This window comes from Conyzicola lurida (assembly GCF_014204935.1).
In the GTDB taxonomy this organism is placed as follows: domain Bacteria; phylum Actinomycetota; class Actinomycetes; order Actinomycetales; family Microbacteriaceae; genus Conyzicola; species Conyzicola lurida.
Map to the genome: position 1 here is coordinate 125,286 of NZ_JACHMJ010000001.1, position 17,496 is coordinate 142,781.

Genomic DNA, 17,496 nt, shown 5'->3' on the forward strand with positions numbered 1-17,496 from the left:
CAATGGCCGCCACAAATACCAAGACTTTTGCCTATACCGCTCGGGATGGCGCGGGGAAGGTCGTCAAGGGACGTGTCGAGGGCACGACCGAAGCCGTCGCGATCGGCAAGCTCCGCACCATGGGCGTCTCGCCCATCACGGTCGCCGAGTCCAGCGGTGGCACCGGCCTCAATCGCGAGATCAGCTTCGGCTCCTTCGGCCAGAAGCGCGTAGACCTAAAGGATCTCGCCGTCATGAGCCGCCAGCTGGCGACCATGCTGGCCGCCGGTCTGTCGCTCCTGCGCGCGCTGACAATCCTCGCCGACCAGACCGAAAACAAGAAGCTCGGCGAAACCCTCAACGACGTGCGGTCCCAGATCGAGAGCGGCTGGTCATTCTCGGACAGCCTCGCCAAGCACCCTGACGTATTCCCGCGGCTCATGGTCTTCCTCGTCAAGGCCGGCGAGACCGGCGGATTCCTTGACGGCGCGCTCGAATCGATCGCGGGTAACTTCGAGTCCGACGTGAAGCTGCGCGCGACGATCAAATCGGCTCTGACTTATCCAATCGCGGTGCTGATCATGGCGTTTCTCGCGGTCATCGGCATGCTCATCTTCATCGTGCCGGTGTTCGAAGCCATGTTCGCGGATTTCGGTGGGGAATTGCCGTTCGCGACGCAGGTTCTTGTCGTCCTTTCGGCGAACATGATCTGGATCGTTCCGCTTCTCGCGGTCATCATCATTGCGGGCACCGCGTGGTGGCGCAAGAACAAGAACGAAGACCGCGTCCGTGCTTTCATTGATCCACTTCGACTCAAAGTCCCCGTGTTCGGCTTGCTGTTCAAGAAGGTCGCAATCGCCCGGTTCACCCGCAACTTCTCGACCATGATGGGTTCGGGTGTGCCCATTCTGCAATCGCTTGCCATCGTCGGCGAGACATCAGGCAACTGGGTAATCGAAGAGGCCCTGCGTAAAGTGCAGGACTCGGTGCGCCAGGGTCGCTCGATCGCGGCGCCGCTCGCCGAGGAGCCCGTGTTCCCTGCTATGGTCACGCAGATGATCGCCGTCGGTGAGGACTCCGGTTCGTTGGAGACGATGCTCGCGAAAATCGCGGATTTTTACGACGAAGAAGTGCAGAGCACTGCGGAATCGCTTACGGCGCTTATTGAACCTTTGATGATCGGCGTTATTGGCGCGGTCATCGGCGGCATGATTATCGCGCTGTACATGCCCGTGTTCAGCATTTTCGAGCAGATCAACTAGGCGAATCCCCTTCAGTCCACCCCCTGTACTAGGGTCTGTCGGCCTGAACTGTTGTCATTCAATATTGCTGGTAGGGGGCAATTCTTCTTGGGGGCCACCTGTCCACATTCATCCATAGACAGGATTCTGTTATGTTCACCAGCATCAACCGGGCGCTCGACGCCTCCCGCCTCAAGCGCGAAGAGAACGAAAAGGGCTTCACCCTGATCGAGCTCCTCGTCGTGGTCATCATCATCGGCATCCTCGCCGCGATCGCGATTCCCGTATTCCTCAGCCAGCGCGAGAGCGCGTGGAAGGCTTCGGTCGAGTCCGACCTCAAGAACGCCGCAATCGTTGTCGAAACCTACGCGACCAACAACAACGGCAAGTACCCGGTTGAGGCGACTGCGAAAGCGATTAACACCGTCACCGGTCTTGACGGCGTGAAGCTCAGCGCCGAGAACAACGTTCTTTACACCGCGGCAAACGCCAACGGATACACGCTGACCGGATCGACGACCAACATCACCACCGGCAACAAGATCCTCCGCTACAACAGTGCAACGGGGGGCCTTGGCTCCTGGACCGCGAACTAGTCCGCGCTTTTCCAGCACAAATTGTGGGGCGTCGCTTCGGCGGCGCCCCGCATTCAGTTCCACGGAGGAACGGGCCGCCTTACACAGCGGCTACACACACAATGAACAGCTCGGGGGGAGCGTTGTGTTGAAGCATTATCACGACCGCATCCGAGCGGCGTCCGATCGGGAAGACGGAATGACCCTCATCGAGGTCATAGTCGCCATGTTCATCTTCAGCGTCATATCCATCGGCTTCATCTACGGCATGATCATGGTTCTTTCCGTGAGTCGCGATGCTCGCGCAACGCAGGTGGCAAGCAACCTCGCCTCGCAAGAGATCGACCTGGCTCGGGCAGCAGAAGACCTCTTCGCATACGGCGTTGGCCAGAGTGCCGTCCGTCCCGACCAAACCATCAACGGCGACACCTTCCACACCAAGATCACGGCAGCCTGGGTCTCCGATCCCGGACTCGCTCTGCAGTGCGGCAATACGGCGAGTGGAGCCGGGGCCCCGCTGCGATACAAGCGCGTCGACGTCATGGTTACCTGGGACGGCATGCGCTCATTGTCGTCCGCAGTTCACAGCTACACGATCATCAATCCCAAAGAGCGCATCAATGATCCGGCACTGGGCACGATCCTCGTCTCGGTCACCACCGATCTCGGAATCGGTGTGTCAGGCGTGACTGTCACGGCGACTCCGGCGACTCCGGCGAATGGTGCAGTCGCGCTGACAACGACACCCTCCGCAACTGACGCGCAGGGCTGCTCCTACGTTCTCAAGGTCGTGCCTGGCAACTACATCGTGTCAGTCTCGAAGACGAATTACCTGAGCAGCGGAGGAACCTCCGAGGATCAGAAGTCGACGCCGTCGGTAAACCCGGTTGTGGTGACCGCAGGCAAATCGACGTCGCAGAATTTCATCTACGACAGCCAGTTTAATTTCGGTCTCACCTACGCGTCGAACTCGAATGCAGCTGGGATCCGAATCCCCACCAATATGGACACGAGCTTTTTACACGTGCGCGGATTGTCGGTGTCGACCGCCACGTCAAATGCACTGACGCGGACAGTTTCACGATTCCCGTTTGCAAGCGGCACCTACAACATCATGGCCGGCACGTATGTCGCGCCTACTGCTGGTGACGGCGCAACGGCCGCCGCGGCCGGTTGTGTGGCCGTCAATCCAACGGCTTGGCCGCAAGTAGTCGAGGGCGCTGTGACGTACGGTCCTCCGGCGTCGACCGTTCCCGGCACCACGCCAGGGGGCAGCGCTAATGTCGGCGTTCCCATGGGAGTATTCACGCTTGTCGGAGCGAAAAACAAATATGTAAAAGCAGTTTCGCAAAATGCGAGTCCAGCCTGCGCGAACACAATGACCTATGTATTCGGCCTGCTTCCCAACACGTCCGCAGGGGATGCGGCAAGTATCGCCCTTCCCTTTGGCTCCTGGAAGTTGTACACGGGCAGCACTGCGGGCACTCAGACCGATGCGGTCGCGGGCAACAAGATGGTTCCCCTCACCAGGGGAACGTCCAATGCCGCGACAAATGTGATCCTCCTCGACCCGAGGGTGCCGGTGACGCCGTGATGCGACTTCGCCGGGACGAGTCCGGCATGACTCTTATCGAACTGTCCACCACGATTCTGGTGCTGGGAATCCTCAGCACGATCGTGGTGAGCCTCTTCGTCAATATCTCGACCAACTTCACTCGCGATCGCGCGGCCACGGACAGCACGAACATCGCTGCTATTGGCATGAATGAGATAACTCGAGTCATCCGCGCCGGAACCGAGATCCGGGTCGCCAACGTAACTCTCAACGACCCGGTTTTTGTGACCGCGAACAGGGAAGAGATGACTATCTATTCCTATCTCGCCGATTCCTCCACTGGCGTGCTCTCACCGGTCAAGGTGCAACTGGCTGTTAACGCCACTTCGCGAGAGCTCCGTGAGACTCGTTGGTCGAGCACGAAGAACAGCGCCGGGTATTGGATCTTCAGCACGACACCTGGCGCAACTCGCACCATCGCGCGCCTTATCCCGCCTATCACACCGCCGCTCACTGCGGGACAGAAGTACTTGTTCACCTACTACGACTCACGTGGCGTCGAGCTGACGATGCCGGCGTCCGGCGGCCTCACCGAGTCGCAGCGACGCGCAGTCGCGGCAGTGCAAGTGACTGTTACCGTCCAGGCGGACCTCAGCGCGCGTGCCAAAGCATTTACCCTTCAGAACACCGTGGGCATGCCTAACCTTGGCGTGTCGAGAGTGGGGCCATAATGATCCGACGACTGTACAGACGGCGACTCAAGCGGGACGGCGAAGAGGGCCTCGCGCTCATCATGGTGATCTCGATTGGGGCTGTGCTGACGATCCTGGTCGCGACGGGTGTTACTTACGCGCTTGGCGGGTTCCGTAAAGCCAATACAGACGAGGCGTGGAGCGCGGCGATGGCCGCGGCATACGCCGGCGTTGAGGAGTATCAGAGCCGTCTTGCCAATGATTCCACCTACGTGAAGTACGGCAATCCTTCGTCACTGTTCACCTCTGGCACCGGCAGTTCCGTCATCGTTCCCACAGAGGCCAATCCGGCATTCGGCATCGGCACCGCAGGCACCTGGGCGACAGTGCCACGTGATCCCGCCGCCGACGTCAATGTCAAGAACGACCCGGCACAGTTCCGGTACGAGGTCGACAACTCGAAGTACAGCACGACGGGCACACTTCGCATTCGGTCGACGGGCAAAGTAGGAAAGTCCACACGAACGATCGTCGCCGACTTGCGTCAGCAGGGTTTTATCGATTTTCTCTATTTCACCAACTACGAGATCTCGGACCCGGCGTTCACCAGCGTGAACAGCGCGTGCGTTAAGTACAAGTGGGCCGGCCGGCCCGACAGGGACACAGCAAACAGGGACTGCAGTGAAATCCAATTCGGGACGAACGACGTTATCGCGGGCCCGGTCCATTCCAACGACACGATTCGCGTCTGTGCCTCGCGCTTCAAGGACACGTTCACCACGTCGAACCCGACAAGTGGTCTCAAGTACACCTCGGTAACCGGCTGCGGAGCGGCAACTTTTGATCTAGCTGCGAATGGATACCCGGCCTATAGCCCACCCCTGACGATGCCGGCCTCCAATGGAGCGCTCATCCAGGAAACTCGATCCGACGTCGCGGCGCTCAATAGCACGCTGCCCGGATGCCTCTTTACCGGCCCGACGAGCATCGAATTTTTCGGAAACGGCACGATGACCGTGCGTTCGCCGTACACACTGAAAACGAACATTGTCGGGTCGCCGGCGACAAGCGGCTCGGTTTCTGCAAGCTGCGGTACGCCGGGGGTTCAGGGCCTGGGTTCGGCTCTCGGCCAGAACATTCCAGTGCCCGACAACAATGTGATCTACGTACAGTCCGTTCCGACGAAAGCGGCCGGCTCGAGTGACCCGAACGCGTGGGACGCGACGGGAAGCAATTCGAAGCCGGCGCAGTTCAACTGCAAGGGTCTGCCCACCACCGGCTCGAACTCGACCACCCCCGACGGCAACGGAATCGGCTACCCGACAACCAACGAGCCGGTGTCTGCGACGATCACCTACGGATGCCGTAGCGGTGACGTGTTCGTCAAAGGAAAGCTAGACGGCAACGTGACCGTCGGTGCCGACAACTACATTTTCATCACTGGAGAGCTCACCTACGAGGACTCCAACGATGACATGCTCGGTCTAGTTGGCAACAACGCCGTGATTGTTTGGAACCCTGAGGACCGCAACAACAAGAGTCTCCTTACCGACAGCGCCCGCCGAATCGACGCTGCCATCCTCTCGGTAAACCACACGTTTACAGTGCAGAACTACGAGAACGGCGACTACCGCGGGGTGCTCACTATCAACGGAGCGATCGCCCAGCAATTCCGTGGTCCGGTGGGACTCGCGGGCAACAGTTCCGGGTACTCGAAGGCATACGAGTATGACAAGCGGATGAGGTATACCGCGCCACCGAAATTCCTCTCGCCAGTGTCGACAACCTATGGCGTGAATACCTGGGTGGAGACCAATGTGGCCTTCGCCGCAGACGGGTCACCGCGATGATCGCCGAGGACGCCGCGATCCTCAATGTGATCATGATCGTGATCGTCGGCGTGCTGGGACTCGTAATCGGCTCGTTCTTGAACGTGGTGATTTACCGTGTCCCACAGGGCATGTCGGTCGTCAACCCGCCCAGCGCGTGCCCGCACTGCGGCTCCCACATCGGTGCTAGAGACAACGTCCCTGTGATTTCCTGGCTGTTATTGCGAGGCAAATGCCGGACCTGTGCCGAGCCAATCTCTGCCCGCTACCCGATCGTCGAGCTCGCCACAGGCTTGCTCTTTGCCGCAGCGGCATATCGTTTCCCGCTTCCCTACTCGGCACCTGTCCCGATAATCATTGCCACCGCGTTTCTGCTTGTGGCGTTTCTGTATTTTGCAGCGATCAGCGTCGCGCTCACCGGCATTGATATCGACACGCACAAGCTGCCGAACGCGATCGTGCTGCCTGCGTACCCCGTCGTCGCGATACTGCTGATTGCGGCATCGCTCATCTACGGTGACTACACGCAACTGCTTCAGGCAGCCATCGGTGGAGCGATCCTATTTGCGGTCTACTTCCTCATGGCGCTGGTTTATCCCGGCGGAATGGGTTTTGGCGACGTCAAGCTCGCTGGCGTGATCGGGGTCATCCTCGGGTTCCTCGACTGGGGGAGTCTGATCATCGGTGCTTTCGCAGCGTTCCTGCTTGGAGGCCTATTCGGCATCGCGCTGCTTCTGACTCGCAAGGCAGGCCGCAAGAGCGGTATTCCATTCGGACCGTGGATGCTCGCCGGTGCGTGGATAGGAATATTTTTCGGGGGGCGCGTCTGGGCCGGGTATCTCAGCCTGGTCGGGCTTGCATAACATGCACGGCATCACAACAAGGGGTAAGTGAATGGCATCACGAATAGTAGGCATTGATATCGGTAGCACTAGCGTGCGCGCCGTCGAGATTGAGGGCACGACTAAAGCTCGACCCACGATCGTGCGCATGCACGAGGTGCCGCTGCCGGACGGCGCGGCGAAGAACGGTGAGGTCGTCGAAACCCACACCGTCGCGTCCGCCCTTAAGAAGCTCTGGACCGTCGGGGGGTTCAAGAGCAAGGACGTCGTCTTGGGTATGGGCAACCAGCGGGTTATCGCCCGGGACTTGGTGATGCCGAAGGCGTCACTTGCGCAAATTCGCGAGGCATTGCCCTTCCAAGTTCAGGACATGCTTCCCATGCCTGTCTCTGAAGCGCTGCTCGACTTCTACCCGATATCCGAGTCCGATGCAGAAAGCGGTCCCATGGTGAACGGACTACTCGTCGCAGCGGTCAAGCAGTCTGTTCTCGCGAAGGTCGATGCCGCGATTCTCGCGGGTCTGCGGCCGCTCGAGGTCGACCTGATCCCGTTCGCGCTGTCCCGGCTGCAGGCGCGTTCCCACGGCGGGCCAGAAACGATTGCGCTAGTAGATGTGGGGTCGTCGACCACGAGCGTTATCATCCTCATTGCTGGTGTGCCGCAGTTCGTGCGCATCATTCCTGCGGGCGGCAACGATGTGACGCTCGCGGTATCGATGAGCCTTGAAATCGAAGAGGGTCTTGCTGAGAATGCCAAGCGAGCTCTCGGGCTGACTCCCGCGTCGATTCTTAACGAACATCGACCGATTCTCGAGCACATCCATCGGTCGACAGCGGAACTACTGAATAGCATTCGCAACACTCTCAGCTACTTTGACAACACGCACCCGGTGGGCAATGTCGAGCGAATCGTCCTCAGCGGGGGAGGCTCCCGTCTCGGGGGCTTCCCGGCGGCGCTGCAAGAACTCACGCGGGTCGAACTTGTCCAGAGCGATCCCTTCGCCACACTGACCGTTGCCAAGAGTGTTGGCACGCAGCCGATGGAGATCCGCGATTCAATGTCGGTCGCTCTCGGTCTCGCCCTGGGAGCGGCAGCATGAGCCCGCGCAGCGCCAAAGAAGCCAACCTCGTGTTGGGCGCGTCCCCTCGCGTCAATCTTCTTCCGCCGGAAGTTGCCGATCGCAAGCGTGACGCATCCATCCGGCGCTCGGTTGTGTTCGGCATCATTGGTGCCGTTCTAATCTCCGCGGCAGGTTACGGCTTCGCGAGCTGGAAATCGATCGAAACGTCGGACAAGCTCGCTGTCGCACAAGAAGAGACCACCAGCTTGCTCGCGCAGCAGAATGAGTTCGCCGAGGTGCGAAACCTCGCCCAGCAAAAGGCGACCATCGATGAGGCACTCATCGTCGGCGCGTCCACCGAGATCGACTGGAAGAGCTATTACGAGAAGATCATGGCATCGCTGCCCGCCGGCATGGTTCTCGACTCCTTCGTCGCTGATTCAAAGGCGCCGGTGGAGGGCATCGCCGCAGTGACCGCGCCGACCCAAGCGGACCGCGACGCAACGATCAGCTTCTCGATGGAGACGCCGAACTTCGGCGACGTGGATGTGTGGCTCAAATCCCTCAAGACACTGCCCGGATACGTGGACGCGACCGCGTCAGGTATTGCGCTCGACCTAAACGGGTTCTACGTGGCGTCGGTCACGCTGAACATCTCCAGCGGGGCGTACAGCAATCGCTACGCCGCGGAGGCAGAGGCTCCAGCTGAAGGCGCGGCGACCGACGAAACCGCACCTGACGGCACCACCACCGAGGGCGAAGGAACCAACTGATGATTACCAATAGCCGAATCTGGGTCATCGCCGGAGTACTCCTTATCGTCGTCATCTTCGTTCTCGGCGGCCTGCTGGGGGTCAAGCCTCAGCTCGACGCCGCCGCGGCGAATGATTCGGAACGCGCTGGCGTCGAGGTGCTCAACCTGCAACAGCGTGCCGAGCTGCTGCGGCTTCGCGAAGAGTCCGCTCAGACAGCGGCGATCACCGCCGAGGTGGCCGAACTGCAGGAGCTGATTCCCGCCGAGGCGAAGCTCGACGACCTGATCGGTGAGCTGGCGGTTTTGCAGACGACATACGGCGTCTCGATTACGGCATACTCCTCGCTTGACGAGGCGCTATTTATGCCCACCGAGGAAGCGCTAGCAACCCTGCCCGCTTCGATCACGTCGAACAACTTCACAACAACCGCCATCCAACTGAGCATCGCTGGATCGCGTGACAACATGATGGCCTTTGTCGACGGTCTCCAGAGAGGTTCGCGACTATTTCTGGCGAGCGACATCACGATGTCTTCCGTCGATACCGTCGATATCAAGGGGTTCGTCTACCGACTGCTCGAGACCCCGGTCGTTGACCCAACAGCCGCTGCGGTCGACGGGGCGGTAACCGATACCGGCGCAGTAGCGGAGTAGCGCCGACCGAAATCGCAATGCCCGCGGCCGCCCCCACCCGGCGCCCGCGGGCATCGCGCATTTAACGCGCTCCCCGGCTAGCCGTCGCGTGCTCGGAAGCTTCGATTGGTAGAGTTACCCATCAATTCGGATGGCCTCCTGGGCCTGTTTAAGGAGTACCTCGATGGCCGACAAGACTGACGAACCGATCACCCCGGCTGAGTCGACCCCGACGACGCCCGCCAGCGGCAGCCCCGTCTACGACAGCCTCGCCGACCGCGAGCCCGTGATCGCCACCGTCGACTCCGAGCCCGTCGTCGAGAAGCCCGCGCTCGTCGAGCCCGAGGAGATCGTCGTCGAAGACACGTCCGCCGTGCCCATCTCGGAGCCCGTGGTGAATGAAGAGCCAGTGGCGCCCGTCTACACGGCCCCCGAGCCCACCTACGTCGCACCCGAGCCCACGCACCAGCCGCAGGTCGTCTACGTGAACGCCCCCACTCCGCCCGCAGAGAAGGGCAACCGCGGCTTCGGCGTGCTCATCGCCGTCGCCGCGACGGTCGTGTTCATGGCCGTTCTCGTCGTCGTCATGACGATCGTCTACGGCTCGATCCTCGGCGCCGTCAACCTCGGCTTCCTCGGCCAGACCGCGTTCTACGTGCCCGCCCTCTTCTTCGTGGCCGCCCTCATCGCGCTCGTCCTGATCGTGAACCGCGCCGGCTGGTGGACCTACGTCATCGGCAGCATCTTCGTCGGCCTCGTCGTCTACCTCGGCACCATCGCCGCCCTGCTGCTCGGCTCCAACATCTTCGCGCAGACCGCCGAGGTCGCCGCCGAGCAGTTCCGCCAGGGACTCGCCGACCCGTTCACCATCGCCGCGGGCCTCGTCGCCCGCGAGGTGTCGATCTGGGCCGGAGCGATCATCGCGAGCCGCGGACGCAAGGTCAAGCAGCGCAACATCGAGGCGCAGGCCGCGTTCCAGCGCGAACAGTCCGAGCGGGCCCAGACCCGCGGTTACTAGCCGCGACCGTGGCTGACTCGCCGCGTCAGCTCCCGCCGCCGGCCGACCCGCGCATGCTCGCGGTGCTCGTCGTCGTCACCTACGCCGCCGCGGTCATCGCGCTCTGGGGCTTCGTCAGCCTGGCGCTCGACGTGAACGTGGTCGCGCAGACCGACGCGGGTCCACTGCTCGGACCGGCGATGGTGCTCGCGTCCGTGGTCGTGACCTTCGTCGCGCTGCTGCGGGTGCGGCGGCGCAGGTCGCCGGTCGTCGCGGGTGTGCTCGCCGCGGCATCCGTCTATGTGGTCATGCTTGTCGTCGGGGCCGTCGGTTACACGCTTATTCGAGCGGATGCCGCGTGGCTGGTGCTCTTCGTCGGCGCCTACGCGCTCAGTCCGTTCGTGCTCGGCGCTGCGGTGTTGGCGGGGGCGGCGGTCGTCGTGATGTGGGCCTCGACGAGGCGCTGATCTATCGCGCCCAGACCGGGGGATTTCGACAGGCTCAATCCGCCGTGACGGGGTACGCCGCAGGCGAAACCATTTGACCGCCAGCCCCGCCGGGGATAGTATTTTGCAGGTGTGCGCTTTGTCGTGCGCTCCCGTCGTGCCCTCGTGGCGCACTGGGGCCACAATCCGCCACACACAGGGTGTGATCCTCTCGGGTCTCCCCCCACGGCATACCTGACTTCGTCGGGTCCAGATGAACTCGTGATGAACCGCAAGGTTCTCCCGAATGCTAACCATCATGCAACTGTCACCGTGCAGTTATTACAAGGAGTTACTTAGTGCCCACCATTCAGCAGTTGGTCCGTAAGGGCCGTTCGCCGAAGGTCGTCAAGACCAAGGCGCCCGCCCTCAAGGGCAACCCGCAGCAGCGCGGCGTTTGCACCCGCGTCTACACGACCACCCCCAAGAAGCCGAACTCTGCACTCCGCAAGGTCGCTCGCGTCAAGCTGAGCAACGGCACCGAGGTCACCGCCTACATCCCCGGTGAAGGCCACAACCTCCAGGAGCACTCGATGGTCCTGGTCCGCGGCGGTCGCGTTAAGGACCTCCCCGGTGTCCGTTACAAGATCGTTCGTGGCGCGCTGGACACCCAGGCCGTCAAGAACCGCAAGCAGGCTCGCAGCCGTTACGGCGCGAAGATGGAGAAGAAGTAATGCCTCGCAAGGGTCCAGCTCCCAAGCGCCCCGTAGTAGCCGATCCGGTCTACGGCGCCCCCATCGTCAGCCAGCTCGTCAACAAGATCCTTCTTGATGGCAAGAAGGGCCTCGCAGAGCGCATCGTCTACGGTGCACTCGAAGGCGTGTCCGCCAAGAACGGCCAGGACGCCGTCGTCACCTTGAAGAAGGCTCTCGACAACGTTCGCCCCACCCTTGAGGTCCGCAGCCGCCGCGTCGGTGGCTCGACCTACCAGGTCCCGGTCGAGGTCAAGCCTCACCGTGCCAACACGCTCGCTCTCCGCTGGCTCACGAGCTACGCCAAGGGCCGTCGTGAGAAGACCATGACCGAGCGCCTCACCAACGAGATCCTCGACGCATCGAACGGCCTCGGCGCCGCGGTGAAGCGTCGTGAGGACACTCACAAGATGGCCGAGTCGAACAAGGCCTTCGCGCACTACCGCTGGTAACCAGCTTTATTCCGGTGACGGATGCCGCGGCATCCGTCACCGGAATCAGCACCACCCATCTACCCAAACTCTTTCGGAGGAACTCCGTGGCACAAGACGTGCTCACCGACCTGAACAAGGTCCGCAACATCGGCATCATGGCTCACATCGATGCTGGCAAGACGACGACCACTGAGCGCATCCTGTTCTACACGGGCATCACCCACAAGATCGGCGAAGTCCACGACGGCGCCGCGACGATGGACTGGATGGCGCAGGAGCAGGAACGTGGCATCACGATCACGTCCGCTGCAACGACGTGCTTCTGGAACAACAACCAGATCAACATCATTGACACCCCCGGTCACGTCGACTTCACGGTCGAGGTGGAGCGCTCGCTCCGCGTCCTCGACGGCGCAGTCGCAGTGTTCGACGGCAAGGAGGGCGTTGAGCCCCAGTCCGAGACCGTCTGGCGCCAGGCCGACAAGTACGACGTTCCCCGCATCTGCTTCGTCAACAAGATGGACAAGCTCGGCGCGGACTTCTACTACACCGTCGACACCATCATCAACCGCCTCGGCGCCAAGCCGCTGGTCATCCAGATCCCGATCGGGTTCGAGTCGAGCTTCGAGGGTGTCGTCGACATCGTCGAGATGCGCGCGCTCACCTGGCGTGGAGACTCCAAGGGTGACGTCGAGCTCGGTGCGAAGTACGAGATCGAAGAGATCCCCGCCGACCTCCTCGACAAGGCCAACGAGTACCGTGCAACGCTGCTCGAGGTTGTCGCCGAGACCGACGACGCGCTCCTCGAGCGCTTCATGGAGGGCGACACCGATTTCTCGGTCGCCGAGATCAAGGCTGCGATCCGCAAGCTGACCGTCAACAGCGAGATCTACCCGGTCCTCTGTGGCTCGGCGTTCAAGAACCGCGGCGTCCAGCCGATGCTCGACGCTGTCATCGACTACCTCCCCAGCCCGCTTGACGTGCCCGCAGTTGAGGGCCACGACGTGCGTGACGAAGAGAAGATCATCGAGCGTCACCCGATCACGAGCGACCCGTTCGCGGCTCTCGCGTTCAAGGTCGCCGTCCACCCGTTCTTCGGCCGCCTCACGTACATTCGCGTGTACTCGGGCCAGGCCGACTCGGGCGCCCAGCTGATCAACTCGACCAAGGGCAAGAAGGAGCGCATCGGGAAGGTCTTCCAGATGCACGCCAACAAGGAGAACCCCGTCGAGTCGATGGCCGCCGGCCACATCTACGCGGTTATCGGCCTCAAGGACACCACGACGGGCGACACGCTGTCCGACCCGGCGAACCAGGTCGTCCTCGAGTCGATGACGTTCCCCGAGCCCGTCATCGAGGTCGCTATCGAGCCGAAGACCAAGGCCGACCAGGAGAAGCTGGGTGTCGCCATCCAGAAGCTCGCTGAAGAGGACCCGACCTTCCGCACGGAGCAGAACCAGGACACCGGCCAGACCGTCATCAAGGGAATGGGCGAGCTTCACCTCGACATCCTCGTTGACCGTATGCGCCGTGAGTTCAACGTCGAGGCCAACGTGGGCAAGCCCCAGGTTGCGTACCGCGAGACGATTCGCCGCACGGTCGACAAGCACGACTACACCCACAAGAAGCAGACCGGTGGATCCGGCCAGTTCGCTAAGGTGCAGATCTCGCTTGAGCCGATGGAGGTCACTCCCGAGAAGATCTACGAGTTCGAGAACAAGGTCACCGGTGGCCGTATCCCGCGCGAGTACATCGGCTCGATCGATGCAGGTTTCCAGGCTTCCATGGCCGTCGGCGTTCTCGCCGGCTACCCCATGGTCGGTGTTCGAGGAATCATCCTCGACGGTGCCGCCCACGATGTTGACTCGTCCGAAATGGCGTTCAAGATCGCGGGTTCGATGGCTTTCAAGGAAGCCGCTCGTAAGGCACAGCCCGTTCTGCTCGAGCCGCTGATGGCCGTCGAGGTCCGCACGCCCGAGGAGTACATGGGCGACGTTATCGGCGACATCAACTCGCGTCGCGGGCAGATCCAGTCGATGGAAGACGCCACGGGTGTTAAGGTGATCCGCGCAAGCGTGCCACTGTCAGAAATGTTCGGGTACGTTGGTGACCTTCGGTCGAAGACTTCCGGACGTGCTGTTTACTCCATGACGTTCGACAGCTACTCCGAGGTGCCCCGCGCGGTCGCCGACGAGATCATCCAGAAGAACAAGGGCGAGTAGTAACACCACTCACCACAAGAGACCGCGGCAATCTGCGGCCCTGTGCTTTGGCGTCACTCGCCCGAGTAACATAAGTACACACCAAGTCGCGAAGCATCCGATATTTCGGATGCCGAGCACCCGAGTCCTGAGGAGGACCCAGTGGCTAAGGCCAAGTTCGAGCGGAGCAAGCCGCACGTAAACATCGGAACCATCGGTCACGTTGACCACGGAAAGACCACGCTCACCGCAGCGATTTCCAAGGTTCTCGCCGACAAGTTCCCTTCCGCAACCAACGTTCAGCGCGACTTCGCGTCGATCGACTCGGCTCCGGAAGAGCGCCAGCGCGGTATCACGATCAACATCTCGCACGTCGAGTACGAGACCGAGAAGCGTCACTACGCTCACGTTGACGCCCCCGGCCACGCTGACTACATCAAGAACATGATCACCGGTGCCGCTCAGATGGACGGTGCAATCCTCGTGGTTGCAGCGACCGACGGCCCGATGGCTCAGACCCGTGAGCACGTTCTGCTCGCCAAGCAGGTCGGCGTGCCGTACCTCATGGTCGCGCTGAACAAGTCCGACATGGTCGACGACGAAGAGATCCTTGAGCTCGTCGAGCTCGAGGTTCGCGAGCTGCTCTCCAGCCAGGGCTTCGACGGCGACAACGCTCCCGTCGTTCGCGTCTCGGGCCTCAAGGCTCTCGAGGGCGACGCCAAGTGGGAGGACGCAATCCTCGAGCTCATGCAGGCCGCGGATGACAACATCCCCGACCCCGTGCGCGACAAGGACAAGCCGTTCCTCATGCCGATCGAGGACGTCTTCACGATCACCGGTCGTGGAACCGTCGTGACGGGCCGCGCCGAGCGTGGCACGCTCGCCATCAACTCCGATGTCGAGATCGTCGGAATCCGCCCGATCCAGAAGACCACGGTCACTGGTATCGAGATGTTCCACAAGCAGCTCGACGAGGCTTGGGCCGGCGAGAACTGTGGTCTGCTGCTCCGCGGCACGAAGCGTGAAGACGTCGAGCGTGGCCAGGTTGTCGTCAAGCCCGGCTCGGTCACCCCTCACACGAACTTCACCGGTACCGCGTACATCCTTTCCAAGGAAGAGGGCGGCCGTCACAACCCGTTCTACGCGAACTACCGTCCGCAGTTCTACTTCCGTACCACCGACGTCACCGGCGTCATCACGCTGCCCGAGGGCACCGAGATGGTTATGCCCGGCGACACCACCGACATGACCGTTGAGCTGATCCAGCCCATCGCCATGGAAGAGGGCCTGCGTTTCGCCATCCGTGAGGGTGGCCGCACGGTTGGTGCTGGAACGGTTACGACCATCATCAAGTAGTACCCCGCTTTACTAGAGGGCCCGCAGCGTTCGCGCTGCGGGCCTTCTTGCGTGCGCGCAGGGAGTCGCCCATGCGCATGCGCATGCGCATGCGCCGGGCTGGGGGCAGGCATCGCGGGGGACACACCCAGTCCCCACAAAGGGTGCTACCGAAGCGAACGTGGCTCACGTAGCGTTGCTCGCGGTGCCAGGGGGCATCGGTACCCAGGGGAGTCATGAACACTGTCACACGCGCGCCACGCGCCCGAATGCGCGCCACCGCGATGATGCTGTTCGCGCTGCTCGTCGGCGCTCTGCTGGTGCCCGTCGCGGCCGGCCCGGCGTCTGCCGCGGCATCCGACATCGAGACGATCCTCGCGGCAACGAACAAGGCGCGGGTGAATGCGGGGCTCAAGCCGCTCGTTCACAACACCGCCATGGATGCCGTCTCCCAAGCGTGGGCGAAGCAGATGTCCGCCGCCCACAAGATGTACCACAACCCCTCGTACTCGAAGCAGATCCCGGCCGGCTGGACTATGGCCGCCGAGAACGTCGCCTGGAACTACAGCTCCTCGAGCGTCGTGGCGGCCTGGCTCAACTCGCCCGGCCACCGCAAGAACATCATGTCCACCGCGACCGATATCGGCATCGGCTACTACAAGGACGCAGGCGGGGACATCTGGCTCGTGCAGAATTTCGCCCGGTACGCGACGCCGACGGCGCCCATCGCGGCCGCCGTGCCGAAGATCAGCGGTGTGGCGACGGTCGGCGCGACCCTCACCGCGAACGCCGGAGCGTGGACGCCCGCCCCCACTTTCTCGTACCAGTGGAAGCGCGGGACGACCGTGATCGCCGGGGCGAAGTCGAAGACCTATGTGCCGACGGCGGCCGACATCGGCAGCCGGATCTCGGTGACCGTGACCGGCAGCAAGACGGGGTACGCCCCAGCCTCGCGCGCGTCGGCCGCGACATCCATCGTCACCGGCACGTTCACGACGGCTGGCATCCCTGCCATCTCCGGGACGGCAAAGGTCGGCAACGTCCTCAAGGTCAGCCTCGGCACGTGGAAGCCCGCGCTCGCGAGCGCCAGCTACCAGTGGCGGGCGAACGGAGCAGCCATCGCCGGCGCCACGAAGTCGACCTACACGGTGACTCCGATCACCGTCGACAAGGTCATCACCGTCGCCGTGACCGGCAGCCGCCCCAACTACGTGTCGATGGCGAAGGCGAGCGGCACCACGAAGGCCGTGACCGGCCTCGTCTATAAGAACTGCGACGCACTCAACGCGGCATACCCGCACGGCGTCGCGAAGGTCGGCACGCGGTTCGACCGGGTGAGCGGCGTGAACAAGGCGTTCAAGGGAACCCCGTTTTTCTCCAACTCGCTGTACGCGCTCAACCCGAACCGCGACGCCGACAAAGACGGAATCGCCTGCGAAAAATAGTCGTCCGCGAGGGCCGTCGGAGGGGTCGAATCGCGGCCTCGTCCGCGCCTCGGACTCGACCCGTCTGCCCCGGAATCCCGGGGCAAAATGCGACACGCCGATCGCGACACGCCCGGGTTGCACGTGGGTGAAGAGTGTGGCAAACTCGTCTAGTTCAACATTTCGCCGTCTACGGATGCGCGGATCACTCCCAGGCAGTGCATAGTCCATCGCTGAGCGATAGAGGCTAGGCCGCGGGGAGCAGAGCCAAGGCTTCATCGCCTCCCCGATTCGCACGGGCTAGAACTGTGTGCGCGGGGGCCAGATGACACAGCAGTAAACACTGGTACGGCGGCAGAAATGCCGCGCGTGCTGAAGCATCCAATAGTTACGCACGTGCCGGCCCGGCACTAGCGGCGTAGGCCACGATGCATTACAGAGAGAGAGTCAGACATGGCGGGACAGAAAATCCGCATTCGACTTAAGTCGTACGACCACGAGGTCATCGACTCGTCGGCGCGCAAGATCGTCGACACGGTCACCCGTGCCGGAGCCACCGTTGTTGGCCCCGTGCCGCTTCCGACCGAGAAGAACGTGATCGTCGTGATCCGTTCGCCTCACAAGTACAAGGACAGCCGCGAGCACTTCGAGAAGCGCACGCACAAGCGCCTCATCGACATCATTGACCCGACGCCCAAGGCTGTCGACTCGCTCATGCGTCTCGACCTGCCGGCAGACGTCAACATCGAGATCAAGCTGTAAGGGGGA

Annotated in this window: 17 protein-coding genes; all 17 read left to right on the forward strand. The window is 62.1% G+C overall.

Going from position 1 to position 17,496, the window contains the following annotated elements; all coding sequences use genetic code 11:
- The first annotated feature begins 2 nt into the window (after positions 1–2).
- The 17 genes from HD599_RS00630 to rpsJ all read left to right on the forward strand — a co-directional run bounded on the left by HD599_RS00630 (position 3) and on the right by rpsJ (position 17,490).
- Positions 3–1,241: a type II secretion system F family protein gene (locus HD599_RS00630; RefSeq protein WP_184232683.1), complete on the forward strand. Its 1,239-nt coding sequence runs from the start codon at positions 3–5 to the stop codon at positions 1,239–1,241.
- A 131-nt stretch (positions 1,242–1,372) separates the two neighbouring features.
- The gene (locus HD599_RS00635; protein WP_184232685.1) at positions 1,373–1,816 is read left to right on the forward strand and encodes a type II secretion system protein; all 444 of its coding nucleotides are present in this window, start codon (positions 1,373–1,375) and stop codon (positions 1,814–1,816) included.
- Positions 1,817–1,940: 124 nt separating this feature from the next.
- Positions 1,941–3,389 (forward strand): prepilin-type N-terminal cleavage/methylation domain-containing protein, encoded by a 1,449-nt coding sequence (locus tag HD599_RS00640; RefSeq protein ID WP_343061814.1) that lies wholly within the window; start codon positions 1,941–1,943, stop codon positions 3,387–3,389.
- Positions 3,390–3,415: 26 nt separating this feature from the next.
- The gene (locus HD599_RS00645) at positions 3,416–4,081 is read left to right on the forward strand and encodes a type II secretion system protein (protein WP_184232689.1); all 666 of its coding nucleotides are present in this window, start codon (positions 3,416–3,418) and stop codon (positions 4,079–4,081) included.
- Positions 4,081–5,892 (forward strand): hypothetical protein, encoded by a 1,812-nt coding sequence (locus HD599_RS00650; RefSeq protein WP_184232691.1) that lies wholly within the window; start codon positions 4,081–4,083, stop codon positions 5,890–5,892. Before HD599_RS00645 ends, HD599_RS00650 begins: the two co-directional genes overlap by 1 nt.
- Positions 5,889–6,734: a prepilin peptidase gene (locus tag HD599_RS00655; protein WP_184232693.1), complete on the forward strand. Its 846-nt coding sequence runs from the start codon at positions 5,889–5,891 to the stop codon at positions 6,732–6,734. The genes HD599_RS00650 and HD599_RS00655 overlap by 4 nt, the downstream gene beginning before the upstream one ends.
- A 31-nt stretch (positions 6,735–6,765) precedes the next feature.
- The gene (gene pilM, locus HD599_RS00660) at positions 6,766–7,812 is read left to right on the forward strand and encodes a type IV pilus assembly protein PilM (RefSeq protein ID WP_184232695.1); all 1,047 of its coding nucleotides are present in this window, start codon (positions 6,766–6,768) and stop codon (positions 7,810–7,812) included.
- Positions 7,809–8,546: a hypothetical protein gene (locus tag HD599_RS00665; protein ID WP_184232697.1), complete on the forward strand. Its 738-nt coding sequence runs from the start codon at positions 7,809–7,811 to the stop codon at positions 8,544–8,546. Before pilM ends, HD599_RS00665 begins: the two co-directional genes overlap by 4 nt.
- Positions 8,546–9,181, forward strand: coding sequence for a hypothetical protein (locus HD599_RS00670; RefSeq protein WP_184232698.1), 636 nt, complete (start codon positions 8,546–8,548; stop codon positions 9,179–9,181). Before HD599_RS00665 ends, HD599_RS00670 begins: the two co-directional genes overlap by 1 nt.
- Before the next feature lie 163 nt (positions 9,182–9,344).
- Positions 9,345–10,178 carry a hypothetical protein gene (locus HD599_RS00675; RefSeq protein WP_184232700.1) on the forward strand — a complete coding sequence of 278 codons (834 nt, stop codon included), beginning with the start codon at positions 9,345–9,347 and terminating at the stop codon, positions 10,176–10,178.
- Between the two features lie 8 nt (positions 10,179–10,186).
- Positions 10,187–10,624, forward strand: coding sequence for a DUF6121 family protein (locus tag HD599_RS00680; protein WP_184232702.1), 438 nt, complete (start codon positions 10,187–10,189; stop codon positions 10,622–10,624).
- Between the two features lie 317 nt (positions 10,625–10,941).
- A complete protein-coding gene (rpsL, locus tag HD599_RS00685) occupies positions 10,942–11,316 on the forward strand; it encodes a 30S ribosomal protein S12 (protein WP_184232704.1) in 375 nt (124 codons plus the stop codon).
- Positions 11,316–11,786 (forward strand): 30S ribosomal protein S7, encoded by a 471-nt coding sequence (gene rpsG / locus HD599_RS00690; protein ID WP_130981948.1) that lies wholly within the window; start codon positions 11,316–11,318, stop codon positions 11,784–11,786. The genes rpsL and rpsG overlap by 1 nt, the downstream gene beginning before the upstream one ends.
- An 86-nt stretch (positions 11,787–11,872) precedes the next feature.
- On the forward strand, positions 11,873–13,990 hold the full coding sequence (gene fusA / locus HD599_RS00695; protein WP_184232706.1) for an elongation factor G: 2,118 nt from the start codon (positions 11,873–11,875) through the stop codon (positions 13,988–13,990).
- Positions 13,991–14,131: 141 nt separating this feature from the next.
- Positions 14,132–15,325: an elongation factor Tu gene (tuf, locus tag HD599_RS00700; RefSeq protein ID WP_184232708.1), complete on the forward strand. Its 1,194-nt coding sequence runs from the start codon at positions 14,132–14,134 to the stop codon at positions 15,323–15,325.
- Positions 15,326–15,540: 215 nt separating this feature from the next.
- A complete protein-coding gene (locus HD599_RS00705; RefSeq protein ID WP_184232710.1) occupies positions 15,541–16,749 on the forward strand; it encodes a CAP domain-containing protein in 1,209 nt (402 codons plus the stop codon).
- Positions 16,750–17,181: 432 nt separating this feature from the next.
- Positions 17,182–17,490, forward strand: a complete 309-nt coding sequence (gene rpsJ / locus HD599_RS00710; RefSeq protein ID WP_147783478.1) for a 30S ribosomal protein S10 — start codon at positions 17,182–17,184, stop codon at positions 17,488–17,490.
- Positions 17,491–17,496 lie beyond the last annotated feature (6 nt).

What these genes read in the sequence shown, in the direction of transcription:
- HD599_RS00630 (WP_184232683.1), top strand. Translation starts at nt 3, where the DNA reads ATGGCCGCCACAAATACCAAGACTTTTGCCTATACCGCTCGGGATGGC.
- HD599_RS00635 (WP_184232685.1), top strand. Translation starts at nt 1,373, where the DNA reads ATGTTCACCAGCATCAACCGGGCGCTCGACGCCTCCCGCCTCAAGCGC.
- HD599_RS00645 (WP_184232689.1), top strand. Translation starts at nt 3,416, where the DNA reads ATGACTCTTATCGAACTGTCCACCACGATTCTGGTGCTGGGAATCCTC.
- HD599_RS00650 (WP_184232691.1), top strand. Translation starts at nt 4,081, where the DNA reads ATGATCCGACGACTGTACAGACGGCGACTCAAGCGGGACGGCGAAGAG.
- HD599_RS00655 (WP_184232693.1), top strand. Translation starts at nt 5,889, where the DNA reads ATGATCGCCGAGGACGCCGCGATCCTCAATGTGATCATGATCGTGATC.
- pilM (WP_184232695.1), top strand. Translation starts at nt 6,766, where the DNA reads ATGGCATCACGAATAGTAGGCATTGATATCGGTAGCACTAGCGTGCGC.
- HD599_RS00665 (WP_184232697.1), top strand. Translation starts at nt 7,809, where the DNA reads ATGAGCCCGCGCAGCGCCAAAGAAGCCAACCTCGTGTTGGGCGCGTCC.
- HD599_RS00670 (WP_184232698.1), top strand. Translation starts at nt 8,546, where the DNA reads ATGATTACCAATAGCCGAATCTGGGTCATCGCCGGAGTACTCCTTATC.
- HD599_RS00675 (WP_184232700.1), top strand. Translation starts at nt 9,345, where the DNA reads ATGGCCGACAAGACTGACGAACCGATCACCCCGGCTGAGTCGACCCCG.
- rpsG (WP_130981948.1), top strand. Translation starts at nt 11,316, where the DNA reads ATGCCTCGCAAGGGTCCAGCTCCCAAGCGCCCCGTAGTAGCCGATCCG.
- HD599_RS00705 (WP_184232710.1), top strand. Translation starts at nt 15,541, where the DNA reads ATGAACACTGTCACACGCGCGCCACGCGCCCGAATGCGCGCCACCGCG.
- rpsJ (WP_147783478.1), top strand. Translation starts at nt 17,182, where the DNA reads ATGGCGGGACAGAAAATCCGCATTCGACTTAAGTCGTACGACCACGAG.